Source organism: Actinokineospora sp. NPDC051303, assembly GCF_055586285.1.
In genome coordinates this window covers 43,068-58,003 of sequence record NZ_JBVJIN010000003.1, presented here as the reverse complement: position 1 = coordinate 58,003, position 14,936 = coordinate 43,068, and the positions used below count along the sequence as shown (strand labels likewise).

Sequence of the window (14,936 nt, the reverse complement as noted above, 5' to 3'; positions counted from 1 at the left end):
GATCAGACCTGTTCCCGCTGCCTGCCGGTGGCCGCGACGACGGCCTCGACCGGGGCGGGCGGACGCGGTCCCGCCGCCCGCCGCCTGGCCGCGGGCAGCACCGCGACGCAGGCGGCGAGCGCGCCGAACGCCGTCACCAGAGCGACCACGCCGAGCACCCGGGCGAGCGGGTCGGTCCCGTCCGCGACCGCAGGCGCGGCAGGCACGTGGACCGCCAGCACCGGCGCCGGAAACTCCGGCTCCGGCTCGCCGGAGCGCCCGACCTCGATCCAGCGCACGACCTCGCCGTCGGAGTAGGTCTGCAACGCCTTGAAGACCAGGCCGTCCACCCCATGCGGCAGCGGGCCGAAGGACACCGGGAACTCGACGAACTCGCCCGGCTTGACCTCCCCGCCCTGCCAGGTGATCGACTCGACGCCCTCGGTCAGGGTGCCGCCGTGGCCGTGGCCGTGGATCGGCGCGTCGAGCTTGCGCGTGGTGACCGTCGCCGTCCACCCCGGCACCGGGGCCACCGACACCTTCCCGAACGGGTGGTCCGCCGGGAAAGTCACCTCAAGGCGGGTGGTCGAGGCGTCCGCGCGCTCGTTGGGCACCCGGAAGGCGGCCTTGGTGTAGCCGCCCGGCTCGGGGTTGTCCGCGGTCACCGTGACGTGCGCGACGGCGGCCTGCGCTCCGGCGAGAAGCGCCGCGCCCGCGACGAACGCCACGACCGAGCCGCGGAGCATCGCTGACACAACACGTGGCATGGGATCGGCCTTTCGTTTATCCGGCGAGTCGGTAGGTGCTCAGCCCTGCGGGTGCTCTTCCTTGTGCGCGGCCCCGGCTCCGGACAGGCCGGGCAGCGGGAGCTGGGGAAGCGGCAGGTTGGGCAGCGGAAGCTGCGGCAGCCCGGGGACCGACGGCGGGATCTGCGACAGGTCCGGCAGCCCGACCGCGGGCGGGTCGACGTGCAGGATCGAGACCAGGCCGGTCATGCCCTCGTGGGTCTCGGAGTGGGAGAAGATGTGGCAGTGCAGCATCCACTTCCCCGGCACGGTGGGGGTGAAGATGATGTCGAAGGTCTGGCCGACGCCGACCAGAAGCGTGTCCATGCGCTGCGGGAACGGTGTTCGCAGCCCGTCTTGGGCGACGACTTCGAAGAATCCGCCGTGCAGGTGCATCGGGTGGATCATCTCCGGGCCGGTGCCGATGATCCGGAACCGCACCCGCTCGCCGACCCGGGCGCGCAGCGGCACGGTGGCGGGGAAGCTCTTGCCGTTGATGACGAAGCCGAGCGCGCCGTCGCCGAGCATGATCCGGTAGTCGCGGTCGGCGTGGATGTCGCCGAGCCTGGGCACGATCTCCAGTGAGCCGTAGACGCCTCGGCTCTCCTGGTCGCCGTGCATGTGCGAGTGGTACCAGTGGCTGCCGGTGCTGATCGCGGTCCACTCGTAGGTGTAGCTCTGGCCCGGGTCGATCAGCAGCTGGGTCAGGCCGGGCACGCCGTCCTGGCTGTTGGGCAGGACCATGCCGTGCCAGTGCATGGAGGTGCCCTCGTCAAGCAGGTTCTTGACGATGAAGCGAAGCTTGTCGCCCTCGTTGACGCGGATGGTCGGGCCGGGGATCTGCCCGTTGATCCCGTATCCCTTCTTCACCGAGCCGGGTTTGGTCTCCCACTGCATCGGCGCGACGGTCAGCTCGAAGACCTTGACGCCGTCGACCAGGCGCCACTCGGCCAGCTTGGTGCCGTCGTGCAGGTCCTCGCCGCCGCCGGACTGGGCGGGCGCGGTGGCGGCGACCGGCGTCGGGGACAGCGCGGCGGCATCGGCTGTGGTGTCCATGGACGGGTTCATCGCCGAACTCGTGAGCAGCCCGCCGGACACCGCGATCACCGCCGCGGCCAGGACCGCGACCGGCTTGATCGTGGACGTGCGCAACCACTGGGGAGAACTCATGGCTTTCCTTTTCCTTCGACCGGACCGGACGGTCGGGGAACCGCCGTGACGGCGGTCCCCCGACCTGGGTTTATCCGGTGGTTACGAGCACTTGGTCGCGAAGGCGACCGGGTTGCGCTGCTTGCAGGTCAGCTGGTCGTTGACCTTGTTGCTCGGCACGCGCTGGACCCAGCCCTCGTAGGCCAGCGGAATCGCGAGGACACCCTGTCCACCGAATCCGGGCCACTTGGTGATGGTTCCGTCGTTCTTGGTGCCGGTGCCGCCGTCGAGGACCATCTTTCCGACCACGGACGCGTCCTCAGGGTTGCCGTCACCGTTGGGGTCGGGGTCGACCACCGAGAGGGTGTTGGCGAACTTGCTGGAGACGTAGGCGTAGTAGCCGCCGCCCTTCTTGGCGCCGTAGTTGATGCCGTGGCATCCGGCGTCACAGGGCAGCCACTTGACGATCTCGTCGGTCTTGGGGTCGATCACGGTGATGTTGGAGCTCAACGTGTTCGCGACCAAGAGCGCCGAGTTGTCCGGGGAGACCGGGAGCTGGATCGGCAGGCCACCGAACGGACCGGAGGCGCCGGCCACCGGGTCGTAGCTGGACCACAGATCGATGCTCTTGTACTTGGACTTTCCGCCGCCGTCGACACACGCGTCGCCGTAGTTGGAGATGCACGACACGGTGGCGCCGAGGAAGTCGGCCATGTACGTCTTGTCGCCGGACGGGGTCATGCCCGTCGCGATCGGCAGTTCGCCGGTCTTCTCGTGCCGGATGTTTCCGGTCGGGATGTCGACGAGGGTGGCGTTGTACAGGTTGACGTTCGGCGTCGCCATGATCTTGGCGTCACCGGTCATCCAGTGCGCGTGCGGGTGCGCGATCTTCTCACCCGGGTTGCTCACCGTCAGCCTGCGGTCGATCTTGGTGCCGCCCGGGGCGACCTCCATGACCGAGCCACCGCCGTTGATGGCGACGTGCAGCTGGTCCGTGTCGGTCCGGCTCATCACGTGCGACGGGTCCGGGCCGACCTGGATCCGCCGGATGAGCTTGCCGCTCGCCCGGTCGAAGACGTCCATCTTGTCCGAGAACCACTCGTTCGCGTAGATGACCGTCTCGTTCTTGTCGGTCCACATGTTGTGCGTGTTGTTCATGTTGATCTCCGGAGCGGAGATCTTCTGCTCAACCGACCAGTTCTCGGTGTTGACCTTGGTGATCGAACCGGTCTTGGTCTTCTCGGCGTACTCCTCCATCTGGGTGGCGATCCAGACCTCGCCGACACCGGGCACCGAAGGCTTCTTGCCCAGGGCGGGAAGCTTCTTCGGCAGCTCGAACTTGCTCTTGAAGTACGAGTCGAGCAGCGGAATCAGGACCGGCTTGCCGTTCTCGTCGTACTGCAGGATCGGAGCGGGCGGGAACGAGGGGTTCCACACCTTCTCCTCGGTGTCGCTGAAGGTCTGCCAGTTCTCCGGCACCGTGATGACGAAGAACTTGTTGACCAGCTGCTGGATGACGTCCGCGTTCGACGGCACGCTGAGGTTGCGGCTGTTGACCCGCAGCTTCTTGCCGAAGTCGAGGCCGATCGTCAGCGGGTCGTCGACCACGACAGCGCCGAGCATGTACGGGTGGACCTTGCACGCGAAGGCGTACAGGCCCGGCTCGGTGAGCTGCATGCTGGTCTGGCCAACGAAGGCGCCCGGCTCGTCCTGCGGGAAGCCCTTGGCGCCCTCCGGCCAGATCAGGCTGGTCGCGGTGTGCGCCGAGTCGGCGTCCGGCTTGGCGATGTTGAAGTTCACCGTGACCGGCAGCTGGACGTCGTTCTCCGCGAACGCCCGGAGGTCGGTGAGCAGGTCTTCCAGCTCAGGGCCGACGGGGAGGCTGTCCAGGGAGATCGGCGCGTTCACCGGGAGCGCCGCCATCTGCGACGCGGCGGTGTCCAGCAGCGAGTTCGCCTTGGCGATGCGGGGATCGCCGGTCGGCAGCAGCTGGAAGATCGCCTGACGGGTGGTGTCGAAGTTGAGCAGCGAGTTCAGGTCCAGGCCCAGGTCGCCCAGGACCGGGAGCTTGCCGCCGCCCAGGTTCGTCAGGTTGGTCAGGCCGCCGAGCTTGGACACGGTGTCCAGGTTCAGGGTCTTGACCGCGTCCAGGCCCGCCAGCAGACCGCCGCCCAGGAGCGGGACGGTGGTGCCGTCCAGCAGCGGCAGGCTGCCGCCGCCGAGCAGCGGGAGGTCGCCCGCGCCGGGGATGCCGCCGCCGAGGCTGGGAAGCAGGCCCCCGACGTCGGGCAGAGCGGGCAGGCCGCCGGTGCCGCCGCCGGGCAGACCCGGAAGGCCCGGCAGACCCGGAAGACCGGCGCCGAGGTCGGGCAGCGCCGGGAGGCCGCCGCCGCCGAGGTTGGGCAGACCGCCCCCACCCGGCAGCAGGCCGCCGAGGTCCGGCAGGCCCTTGCCGTTGAGCAGCGGCAGACCCGCCGGGGCGACCGACGGAACCCCGTTGAGCGCCGAGCCCAGGTTCACCCGGGGCAGCACGGCGACCGCGAGGGACTGGCCGCCGAGCGGGCCCAGGTTCAGGTTCGTGTCGAACCAGCTGCCGTTGGCGTCACTGAGGTCGAACGACACCGGCAGCGGGCCGACGCCCAGGGGAGCGCCACCCGCGCCGGAGGTCGGCGTCGCCGCCCCGCCACCGCCGCCGCCACCGGGCGGCGGAACCGTCCCGGTCGTGGAGGTCGGGCTGGAGGTCGGCGGCTCCGACGTGGACGAGGTGGGCGGCGTGGTCGTGGACGTGGGCGTGCTGCCCCCGACCGTGACCCGACCGACCATGTCCGGGTGGAACTTGCACTGGTAGTCGAACGTGCCCGCGCTGCTGAAGGTGAACGAGTAGGTCGCTCCCGGGTCGAGATTCGGGGAGTCCAGCGGCCCGCCCGTGACACTGTGGATCACCGAGTCGGAGTTCGACCAGTTGACCGTGTCACCGACAGCGACGGTCATCGTCGCGGGGTTGTACTGAAGGTTCTGCAGGGTTACCGAGTGGGTCGCCGCCAGCGCGGGAGACGGGACCAAGGCGCCCAACGTGCCGAGCGCCAGAACTGAGGTTGCGGCGGTGAACCGAGACGCCCGGCTGCGGCGGGGACCGCCGCGGCCGAGCGGGAACATGCGCGACAAACTGTGACGCGACGAGCGCATGCCTTTCCCTTCTTATCAGGTCCGAGCGACGCGGCCCCGCAGGGAGGGGCGCCGCGTCGCTCGGGCAGGGTTGGTGCCGATTAGTGACTTCTGTTCAACCAACACAGGGTTTGCGACTCCCGCTCTCCCGCTTTGCCTGAGGCAAAACGAAGAGCGGACGCCGCGGATACCACAGTGGCCCCGTCAATTTCGACCAGGACGCTCCGACGACCGATATTCCGGCTCCCCTTTGCGTCCCAATCGGCTTCTCAGGAATCCCTGGGATACGGCACCAAGTACCCCAACGAACCATGTCCGACCAGTCTCCGCTTTGTTAACTGGACGTGATATTTCCATCACGCAAGATCCGTTTGGCGCGTGAGCAGGACCGTTTGGCCGCTGATCTCCACCGGGTCGCACGACCATTCGGCCGTCCTCCACACCAGGCCGGAAACAGCGAAAAGTCGGGCGTTTACGCAGCTCAGAGCAGGTGATCGACATTATTCGCCACTGATCGAATGCCGGGTATTTGCCTGGGCGATTAGCTATTTGGCAACACGCGCCACCGGAAGGGGCGACACCTGAAAGAGCGCTGAGAAGCCCCTGAGAGCAACCTGAGAGCAACCTTAAGCAGCGAAAACGTGAGTCACCCTCGAAGCGACCGCCAGGCCGCCGCAACACATTACGGAGATGTGAAGCGCCCGAGCCGCGACAAAGCCGACACTAGCCAAGCTGAGACAGCACGTGCCACGATGCGACTTGTCGTTCCCGGCGTCGGGAAATAAAACCGCCACGATGGCCTCATCGATGCGTTAGCTGTGGGACGCCATGTCTGTTCTTCCAGGGAGGGCCCGAGTCGTGAGTGAGACCCCATCCAACGTGACCACCGACGTCATCGACGACCCGGCCGGAAAAGCCGCCGACGGCACGCCGGACACCGAAGCCAGCGTCGAGTCACCCGAGTCGGAAACGGATTCCACGCCACCGGTTTCCAAAGGACGGAAGTTCGCCGAGCGGACCTGGTGGCTGCCGTGGCTGCTGGGCATCGCGGCGCTCGCCGCCGCGGTCCTGGTGATCACCCAGGCGTTCGGCGGCGACCCGACGCCGGAGGAGCAGATCCAGGAGCGGCGCTCAGTGCTGCCGTCGAGCACCCACACCGTCGTCTACGAGGTGAACGGGACCGGCAAGTCCCCCGAGATCCGCTACGTGGTCGACGGCTCCGCGGGCACCGAGACGGTCGAGGGCGTCGACCTGCCGTGGCGCAAGGAGGTCACCATGACCGTCGGACCCGGCATCGGGATCGCCCAGCTGCTCGCCGCCAACGGCGACGGCGAGTCCGTCTCCTGCGCGGTCAGCGTCGACGGCCAGGTCGTCAACCAGGGCGTCTCGCCCGGCCAGCACACCAACGTCGCCTGCTCCGCCGTGATCAGGCCCAACCCCGCCAAGTGAGGAGCGCGTAATGCGCAGCCAGTCGCGTTCGCGCGTTCGACGTTTCGGGGCAGCTCTGTGCCTTTCGCTGATGGTCGCTGCGGGAGTCACGTTCACCGCGGGCAACGCCTCGGCCGCTGAGCCGTTCGTGCTGGAGAGCTGCTCGGCCCGGGTGGTCGGCGAGCCCGGCCAGCAGATCGCCCTGAGCACCGCCTCGGTCGAGCCGCCCATCCTCGCCGCCCTCGCCCCGCTCGACCCGCTCGGGGTGACCCGGGTGCTGTTCAAGCAGGTGTGGTCGACGCTGCCGCCCATCCCGATCGGCTCCATCCCGGCCACCGGCCAGGTGGTGATCGGCGGCGACGTCATCGCCAACGCGGTCGCCAACCAGCTGCTGGGCCTGCCGGTGCTCGCGCCGGTGATCGAGCCGCTGCTCGCCACGGTGTGGACGACGATCGCGAGCACCTGCACCGTGGTCGGCGAAGCCGTCGGCACGGTCTCCGGCGGCGGCGGTGGCGGCACCCCGCCGCCCGCGCCCGGCCAACCCACCCCCGGCCAACCTGCTCCGGGGCAGCCCGGCGTGGGCCAGCCCGCGCCCGGCCAACCCCTCCCCGGCAGGCCAGGCAACCCCACCGCGCCGAGCATGACCACGGTGCCCGAGCCGGGGCCGGGCGCGGGTCCCGGCGGTGGCGGGGGCGCCACGGTGCCGCCGGAGCCGGTCGCGACCGCGCCGCACACGGCGAGCCAGGGTTCCAACGTCGCGCTGGAGTACCCGGTCGAATGGGCGACCAAGACCCCCGGGATGGGCGTCGCCCCCGAGGGCGTCGCGGTCCTGACCTCGCCGTACGGCACCGACTCGCCGATCCCGCAGTTCGGCATCGTCGGCCCGGAGGAGAAGGCCCGCGCGCAGAACCGGGCCACCACCGGCCACGCCACCCCGCTGGCCGACGACGTCGAGCGGTCGCTGTACGGCCCGATCCTGCTCGCCACGCTGCTGGTCACCCTGGTGGCCGCGCAGTGGACCCGGATGTGGCTGCTGCGCCGGACCGCGCCCGCTGGCTCCGGCGGCGGCAGGCTCGGCCTCCGGTGGGGGCACCTGCGAGTGCCCATGCCGGTGCTCAAGCGCTCCGACGACTGAGCCCCGACCGGTTCAGGCTGTCGACGGCCCCGCGGCGATCGCCGCGGGGCCGTCACGCTTTCGCGCCCCGCCCCTGGCGCAGGCGGTTCCGCCACCGCGCGCCGTCCGCGGTCGCGCGGGTCGCGAACACCACCATCGCCGCCGCGACCAGCACGCTCACGCCGTGCAGCACCGTCGCGGGCCAATCGACCCCCAACGGCTCGTCCTCCCCGCCGCGCAGCACGGCCACCACCCCGTACGCGGTCAGGCCGAGGAAGGCGAGCACGCCGAACAGGCCGCCCACCCGGGCGCCGCTGGCGCGGGACGCGGCGAGCAGCAGGAGCAGCGCGCCGAGGATCGTGTGCACGAGGTTGAGCAGGGTCGTGCCGCCGAGCCCGCCGACCGTGCCGTGGACGTGGCCGTCGAACTCGCCCGCCCCAGTCTGCACCAGCCCGAGAACGCCGACCACGAGGTAGACCAGGCCCAGCAGGCCGCACAGGCCCTGGGCTATCGGAGCCCGCGCCGAGGCCCCCGCGCGCTGCGAACCGGACATGACGACTCCTCTCGTCTCCCGACGCCCACCCGGGCGAAACCGGGCCGCGTCAATCCCGGCCGCCGGGGTACCCCGTTCGCGACAGCACAGTCCCCACAGCAGAACACAGCACAGCACAGGCCGACCGGGAGGGAGCCCATGTCCGAGCCGCGTTCGGAACAGCAGGAGGACATCGACCGGGGGACCGCGCGCGAGCGGGTCGAGCGCGATCCCGGGTTCACCGTGGTCGCCCACCCGGACGTCGGGCAGGGCGGCGTGGACGGGCTCGCCGACGGCTTGGTGGACGACGAGGCCACCGAGATCGGCCGGGACACCGGAGCCGAGCGGCCCAGCGGACCCGAGGACCGCGCCGTCCACATCGAGGAGGGCTGACGAGGGCTGACGCCCGCCGGGTTTCAGCGGTCGGCCACCGGGTGATTCCCCGCTCATGGATCACAGCCGAGCCCCCGTCCTCGACGCGCTGCGCGCGTTCCGCGAACTCGACTACGTCCCGTTCACCCCGCCCGGCCACCGCCAGGGGCGCGGCGTCGACCCCCGTGTCCTCGACGTGCTCGGCCGGGCGGTGTTCGAAGCCGACGTGCTCGCCCTCAACGGACTTGACGACCGCACGATGAGCCAGGGTGTGCTCCAGGAGGCGCAGGAGCTGATGGCCGACGCCGTCGGCGCCGAGCACACGTTCTTCTCCACCTGCGGAAGCTCGCTCTCGGTCAAGAGCGCCATGCTGGCCGTCGCGGGCCCGCACGAGAAGCTGCTGGTGGCCCGGCACGCGCACAAGTCGGTGATCTCCGGGCTGATCGTCAGCGGCGTCGCGCCGGTGTGGGTCTCGCCGCGCTGGGACCGCGAGCGGCGCCTGTCGCACCCGCCGGGGCCTGACGAGGTGCGCGCGGCGTTCGAGGCCGAGCCAGAGGCCAAGGGGATACTGCTGGTCACCCCGACCGACTACGGCACGTGCGCCGACATCGCCGCCATCGCCGAGGTGTGCCACGAGTTCGACCGGCCGCTGATCGTGGACGAGGCATGGGGCGCGCACCTGCCCTTCCACCCCGACCTGCCGCAGTGGGCGATGGACGCGGGCGCGGACCTGTGCGTGACCAGCGTGCACAAGGCGGGCGCGGCGGTGGAGCAGAGTTCGGTTTTCCACCTCCAGGGCGACCGGGTCGACCCGGCGGCGCTCAAGGCCCGGGAGGACCTGCTGGGCACGACCAGCCCGACGTCGCTGGTGTACGCCACCCTCGACGGCTGGCGCAGGCAGATGGCCGAGCAGGGCCACGCGCTGCTCGACGCGGCGCTGGATCTGGCGCGGCGCGAGCGCGCGGCGATCGGGCGGCTGCCCGGGCTGCGGGTGATGGAAGAGGAGTTCCTCGCGATCGTCCCGGCGATCGACCCGCTCAAGATCGTCATCGACGTCTCCGGCCTGGGCGTCAGCGGCTACCAGGCGGCCGACTGGCTGCGCGAGAACCAGCGGGTCACCGTCGGCCTGTCCGACCACCGGCGGATCGTCGCCCAGCTCACCCACGCCGACGACGACGCGTCCGCGGCCGTCCTGCGCGACGCCCTGCGCGCGTTGACCGAGGCCGCGGCCGACCTGCCCGCGCCGACGCCGGTCCACCTGCCCGCCCCCGAGGACCTGATGGTGGAGACGGCGATGCTGCCCAGGGACGCGTTCTTCGGCGAGACCGAGCAGGTGGGCGTGTCGGACGCGGTGGGCCGGATCGCGGCGGAGATGATCACCCCGTACCCGCCGGGCGCGCCCGCGCTGACGCCCGGCGAGGTCGTCACCGAGCAGGTGCTGGACTACCTGCGCAGCGGCCTCGCGGCCGGGATGCGGATCCCGGACTCGGCGGACCCGGAACTCAAGAGCATCCGCGTCGTCGCCTGACCGCACGGCGCACGAGTGAGGAGGGCGCGGTGGCCGCCGACGCGGTGGTGATCGGCAGTGGACCCAACGGCCTGGTGGCGGCGAACATCCTCGCCGACGCGGGCTGGGAAGTCGTGGTGCTGGAGGCGGAGCGGACCCCGGGCGGGGCGGCCCGGACCGCGGAGATCACCCTGCCCGGCTTCCGGCACGACCTCTACAGCGCGTTCCACCCGCTGGCCGCGGCCTCCCCCGCGCTCACCGGCCTCGACCTGGCCGCGCACGGCCTGCGCTGGCGGCACGCCCCCGAGGTCTTGGCGCACGTGCTGCCCGACGACCGCGCCGTCCTGCTCTCCCGCGACCTCGATCGCACCGCCGAGTCCGTCGCCCAGTTCGCCCCCGGCGACGGCGCGGCCTGGCGCGCCGAATACGACCGCTACCGCGCCATCCGCGACGACCTGCTCGCCGCCCTGCTGCGCCCGTTTCCCCCGGTGCGCGCGGGCATCGGCCTGCTCCGCGCCCTGGGCGTCGGCGACGCCCTGCGCGCGGCCCGCCTGGCGACGATGCCGGTCCGCCGCTTCGGCGAAGAGACCTTCGACGGCGAAGGCGCGCGGATCTTGTTGGCGGGCAACGCGATGCACACCGACCTCGGCCCGAACCAGGCGGGCAGCGCGGTCTTCGGCTGGCTGCTGGCCATGCTGGGCCAAGACATCGGCTTCCCCGTGCCCGAGGGCGGCGCGGGCTCGATCACCAAGGCACTGGTCTCCCGCCTGCACGCGCGCGGCGGACGGGTGCTGTGCGACCGCCCGGTGACCAAGGTCCTAATCGCCCGCGGCCGCGCGGTAGGCGTGTCCACTTCGGACGGCGAGCAGGTGCGGGCGCGGCAGGCCGTGCTCGCCGATGTGCCTGCGCCCGCGCTCTATCTCGACCTCGTCGGAGCCGACTTGCTGCCCGCCCGTCTGGTGGCCGACATGCGCCGGTTCGATTGGGATGACGCGACCATCAAACTGGACTGGGCGCTGTCCGGGCCGATCCCATGGCGGGCGGAGGCGGCGCGGCTGGCCGGGACCGTCCATCTGGGAGTGGATCTGGATGGGCTGGTGTGCGCTGACGCGGATCTTGGCCGGGGGCGGGTTCCTGGGGAGCCGTTTTTGCTGTTGGGCCAGATGACCACGGCCGATCCAAGCCGTTCGCCTGCGGGGACCGAGTCGGCGTGGCTGTACAGCCATGTCCCTCGGGGTGGCGACTGGACTGATGAGCGGTTGCGGGGGTGGGCTGAGCGGGTGGAAGGGGTTATTGAGCGGCATGCGCCCGGGTTTCGGGACCTGATCGCTGGGCGGGTGATCTCTGGGCCGCGTGATCTGGAGCGAGGGAACCGGAGTCTGGTGGATGGGGCAGTGAACGCGGGGACGGCTGGGATTCATCAGCAGCTGGTGTTTCGGCCTGGGCCTGGGTTGGCTCGGGCGGACACTGTGGTCGAGAGGCTGTTTTTGGCGGGGGCTTCGGCGCATCCTGGCGGTGGAGTGCATGGGGCGCCTGGGGCTAATGCGGCTCGGGCCGCTCTTGCGGCCAGTGGGTGGTATGGGGCGGTGTATCGGGCGGGGATGCGGCGGGTTCATCGGGTGCTGCATGGGTAGCTTGGGTGGCTGGCTGGTTGCTGTCTGCTCGATGGGGTGGAGTGGTTTCTTTGGGGCCCCTACGAAGGAAGATCCCGTCGTGGGAAAGACGGGTGGGGAGCCTACGGCCCCACGACCACGGCAAGTTTAGGGATCTTCCTTCACCCCCAAAGAAACCACTCCACCCCATCGAGCACCTGGCGAGCGTCGGTTCGGCCTGGCAGGAACGCAGGTTCGCTGTTCCGCTCCTGTCGAGCACCTGGCAGGGGAGGGTGCGGTCTGGCATGGGTCGGGTGGCAGAACCCAGGGCTGGCAAGAAGGCCGGGCTGGCAACAGAGCGACCTGGCAGGGCAAGGGCCGGACTGGCAACAGAGCGGCTTGGCAGCAGGAAGGGCCAGCAGCAGAGTGGTCTGGAAGGACGCGGGGCTGGCAGGAAGGCCGGGCTGACCCCACACAAAGGCCACTCAACCGCCCCAGTCACGACCGCGATAGCCCTTTGATTTGCCGCCCCACAGCCCCACAACAAAACCCCACCCACCCTGGGGGCTGACCCCGCTCCAGTCTATCGGACCAGGCCGACAAACCAGGCCAGAACGATCTTGCCTGTGGATAACTCGCGATCATGAACATGCCGGGGGTGGGCCGGGTGTTCAGCTCCGGGCGGTGCCGGGTTTGGTGAGGAGGCGGTGGGCGGCGGTGAGGACGGAATCCGGCAGTAGGTGGGCGGCGGCTGTTTGCGCGCGGTTGATCAGGGAACCGGCTACCACCTGCCGTTTTCCGTTCATGAGGGCTTGGTAGCCGTCACGGGCTACGGTGGTGGGGTTGTCTTTGGGGGCGGTGGCTATGCGGGTGTCGAGCATGCCCGCGCGGGCGAAGAAGTGGGTGGCGGTTGGGCCGGGGAGCAGGGCTGTGACGGTGACGCCGGTGTCTTTGAGTTCTTCGCGGAGGGCCTTGGCGAAAGACTGCACGAAAGCCTTCGACGCGTTGTATACCGCCTGGTAGGGGCCGGGGGCGGTGGCGGCGATCGAGGAAGTGAACAGGACGCGGCCGTGGGCGCGGTCGACCATGCCGGGGAGCAATAGCTTGGCCAAGTGGACGGTGGAGCGGACGTTCAGGTCCACGATCGCCAACTGGTCCGCCAGTGTTGTGCCGGTGACGAAAGCGCCGCCGGTTCCGGTTCCCGCGTTGAGGGCCAAGGCGGTCGGTTCGCCGATTTCGGTGAGGCGCTGGGCCAGAGTCTCGACGTTCTCCGGCTGGGTGAGGTCTAGGCGGATGGGCTCCGCGCGGATGCCGGGGCGGGCAACTTGAGCCGCGGCGTCGGTGATGGCGGCTTCCTCGGCGACCATGACGACGTCGAAGTCGTGGGTGGCGAATTGCTTGGCTAGTTCCAGGCCGATTCCCGTTGAGGCGCCGGTGATCAGGCCAGGGGCGGCGGAATGCTCCTCATGGGGCGTGGGTACCCCCGATCCGGTAACCCGAACTCACCCACACGGGTTAGCACTCTCGGTCCGGCGCTGTGTGGGTGGTTATCGTGGACGCCCCCGCGGTAGCCGAGCGGCCGAACCGACTCCCCCGGCCGTCACCAGGTACCCGAGAGGACTGCCCATGGTCGTAGAACCACGCCCGTCCGACTCCGTCCACAACCGACTGATTCCCACCCAACGACTCGCCCGCCCTCGGCCCCTGCGCGTGCGCACGGTCCGTCCCCGCGCCGGAACCGTGGTCGTGCACGTCGCGGGCGACATCGACGCCGCGTCCGCGCCGCCGTTGTGGACGCTGCTGGAGCACCAGCTGCGGTCCGCGCCCACGCTGGTGGTGCTCGACCTCGCCGAGGTCGCCTTCGCCGACAGCGCCGCACTGGAGACCCTGGTCTGGGCGCGGCGACAAGCCGAAGGCCGAGGGGTCGCCCTGCGGCTGGTGGCGCCCGCGCCTTCGGTGACCCGGCTGCTCGACCTCGACGCCCGCGACGCGCCGTTCACCTGTCACCCGGACGTCGACGCCGCGCTCGACGCCATGGACGACACCGCGCGCACCGGCGTCCTGAACGGATAGCGCGAGCGGCGCGGCGGATGCTCCCCTGCCTTGCCGGGAGCATCCGTCGCGCCGGGTTCGGCTACCTGACCGCGCGGTCGGTGCGGCGGGTCGCGGTGCCCAGCACCCCGAGCGCGATCATGCCCAGGGCCAGCAGCAGGTGCAGCCAGTTGTCCGCGGTGTTCAGCGGCACGAAGTTGGCGGCGCTGTCGTGGTCGATGATCAGACCGTAGAGCCACAGCAGCAGGTAGACGATGCCGCCGCCGACCAGGAACGCGCGCGCCCCGGCCAGCGACCGCGCCATCGCCAGGCCAGCGACGCCGAAGGCGATGTGGACGAGGTTGTGCAGGATGGACACCTGGAAGACCCCGAACAGCTTGGCCGTCGACTCGTGGCCCGCGAAGCCGAGCTGGTCATAGTCGGTCGTGACCCCGGGGACGAACCCCAGGATGCCGACCAAGAGGAACACCGCGCCCACCACCATCGCGATCAGCTGGCCGGGGTGGCGGGTGACTTGAGTCGCTGAATCCGAGACGTTCGACATGGGACTCTCCTGTGTGGAAGGCGGTCAGCGCTGGTCGGCCGGGCGAGTCGGGTCGGCGATGGCAGCCGAGGTCCGCTCGACCGGCGCGGAGTCCGCGACAGCGCGTTCCGGTGTGGTGTCGAAGGTGCTGCCGACCTGTCCGCGCCACGCGCCGGTCGGCCGTCCGCCGCGGTCCTCCAGGAACTCCCTGAACCGCTTCAGGTCGCCCTTGACCCGTCGGCTGAGCAGGCCCGCCTTGTCGGCGGCGTTCTCCACGAACCCCTCCGGGTCGATCACCATCCGCGCGGTGACCCGGGTGGTGGCGGCGTCGACCTGGTCGAAGGTGATCTCGCCCGCGTGGTCGGGGCCGTCGTCCGAGCGCCAGGCGATGCGCCGGTCGGGAATCTGCTCGGTGATGGTCGCGTCGAACTCGCGGGTCATGCCGCCGATCCGGGTGACCCAGTGCAGCCGCACGTCGTCAAGCTGGCGGACCTCGGTGACACCGTCCATGAACTCCGGGAAGCTCTCGAACTGCGTCCACTGGTCGTAGGTCGCGGACACCGGCGCGTGGACATCGATGGTCTCCACGATGATGCTCATCGCGCTCCTTTCCCCTGCGTCGGTGGCAGCCGGTTACCCCCTGTTCGACCAGTTCACACCCGGTCTCCGGCTTCCCGGTGCCAGTGCCCACACAACCGGGTGACAGCGGTGGCCGCCCCGCCGCCGACCCGGCACCCT

At 70.4% G+C, this 14,936-nt stretch carries 12 protein-coding genes and 1 pseudogene; 6 read left to right on the top strand and 7 right to left on the bottom strand.

Features of this window, described 5'->3' with window-relative positions:
* Positions 1 to 2: 2 nt before the first annotated feature.
* From ACZ6SD_RS03555 to ACZ6SD_RS03545, 3 genes are all read right to left on the bottom strand, one after another.
* Complete coding sequence (locus tag ACZ6SD_RS03555; RefSeq protein ID WP_465315311.1) at positions 3 to 746, bottom strand: YcnI family protein; 744 nt, start codon at positions 744 to 746, stop codon at positions 3 to 5.
* 39 nt (positions 747 to 785) lie between these two features.
* Positions 786 to 1,934: a multicopper oxidase family protein gene (locus tag ACZ6SD_RS03550; protein WP_465315310.1), complete on the bottom strand. Its 1,149-nt coding sequence runs from the start codon at positions 1,932 to 1,934 to the stop codon at positions 786 to 788.
* 81 nt (positions 1,935 to 2,015) lie between these two features.
* Complete coding sequence (locus ACZ6SD_RS03545) at positions 2,016 to 5,069, bottom strand: cupredoxin domain-containing protein (protein ID WP_465315309.1); 3,054 nt, start codon at positions 5,067 to 5,069, stop codon at positions 2,016 to 2,018.
* 867 nt (positions 5,070 to 5,936) lie between these two features.
* Here ACZ6SD_RS03545 and ACZ6SD_RS03540 point away from each other — a divergent pair.
* On the top strand, positions 5,937 to 6,527 hold the full coding sequence (locus ACZ6SD_RS03540; protein ID WP_465315308.1) for an MmpS family transport accessory protein: 591 nt from the start codon (positions 5,937 to 5,939) through the stop codon (positions 6,525 to 6,527).
* A 70-nt stretch (positions 6,528 to 6,597) separates the two neighbouring features.
* Positions 6,598 to 7,641, top strand: a complete 1,044-nt coding sequence (locus ACZ6SD_RS03535; RefSeq protein WP_465315307.1) for a hypothetical protein — start codon at positions 6,598 to 6,600, stop codon at positions 7,639 to 7,641.
* Between the two features lie 52 nt (positions 7,642 to 7,693).
* Here ACZ6SD_RS03535 and ACZ6SD_RS03530 read toward each other — a convergent pair whose 3' ends face one another.
* A complete protein-coding gene (locus ACZ6SD_RS03530; protein ID WP_465315306.1) occupies positions 7,694 to 8,173 on the bottom strand; it encodes a DUF4383 domain-containing protein in 480 nt (159 codons plus the stop codon).
* A 138-nt stretch (positions 8,174 to 8,311) separates the two neighbouring features.
* Here ACZ6SD_RS03530 and ACZ6SD_RS03525 point away from each other — a divergent pair, with 138 nt between their 5' ends.
* From ACZ6SD_RS03525 to ACZ6SD_RS03515, 3 genes are read left to right on the top strand one after another with little or no spacing between them, the layout of a single operon-like run.
* Positions 8,312 to 8,545 carry a hypothetical protein gene (locus ACZ6SD_RS03525; protein ID WP_465315305.1) on the top strand — a complete coding sequence of 78 codons (234 nt, stop codon included), beginning with the start codon at positions 8,312 to 8,314 and terminating at the stop codon, positions 8,543 to 8,545.
* 55 nt (positions 8,546 to 8,600) lie between these two features.
* Positions 8,601 to 10,052 (top strand): aminotransferase class I/II-fold pyridoxal phosphate-dependent enzyme, encoded by a 1,452-nt coding sequence (locus ACZ6SD_RS03520; RefSeq protein WP_465315304.1) that lies wholly within the window; start codon positions 8,601 to 8,603, stop codon positions 10,050 to 10,052.
* A 29-nt stretch (positions 10,053 to 10,081) separates the two neighbouring features.
* On the top strand, positions 10,082 to 11,665 hold the full coding sequence (locus ACZ6SD_RS03515; RefSeq protein ID WP_465315303.1) for a phytoene desaturase family protein: 1,584 nt from the start codon (positions 10,082 to 10,084) through the stop codon (positions 11,663 to 11,665).
* Positions 11,666 to 12,294: 629 nt separating this feature from the next.
* Here the strand turns inward: ACZ6SD_RS03515 and ACZ6SD_RS03510 are convergent.
* Positions 12,295 to 13,062, bottom strand: coding sequence for an SDR family NAD(P)-dependent oxidoreductase (locus ACZ6SD_RS03510; RefSeq protein ID WP_465315487.1), 768 nt, complete (start codon positions 13,060 to 13,062; stop codon positions 12,295 to 12,297).
* 187 nt (positions 13,063 to 13,249) lie between these two features.
* On the opposite strand from ACZ6SD_RS03510, the gene ACZ6SD_RS03505 reads away from it, so the two are divergent.
* Positions 13,250 to 13,696 carry an STAS domain-containing protein gene (locus ACZ6SD_RS03505; RefSeq protein WP_465315302.1) on the top strand — a complete coding sequence of 149 codons (447 nt, stop codon included), beginning with the start codon at positions 13,250 to 13,252 and terminating at the stop codon, positions 13,694 to 13,696.
* Positions 13,697 to 13,757: 61 nt separating this feature from the next.
* On the opposite strand, the gene ACZ6SD_RS03500 is transcribed toward ACZ6SD_RS03505, so the two are convergent.
* Both ACZ6SD_RS03500 and ACZ6SD_RS03495 read right to left on the bottom strand, forming a co-directional pair.
* Complete coding sequence (locus ACZ6SD_RS03500; RefSeq protein WP_465315301.1) at positions 13,758 to 14,219, bottom strand: DUF4383 domain-containing protein; 462 nt, start codon at positions 14,217 to 14,219, stop codon at positions 13,758 to 13,760.
* 132 nt (positions 14,220 to 14,351) lie between these two features.
* Positions 14,352 to 14,798 (bottom strand): annotated as a pseudogene (locus ACZ6SD_RS03495) (SRPBCC family protein); the annotation flags it as partial.
* Positions 14,799 to 14,936: the final 138 nt, after the last annotated feature.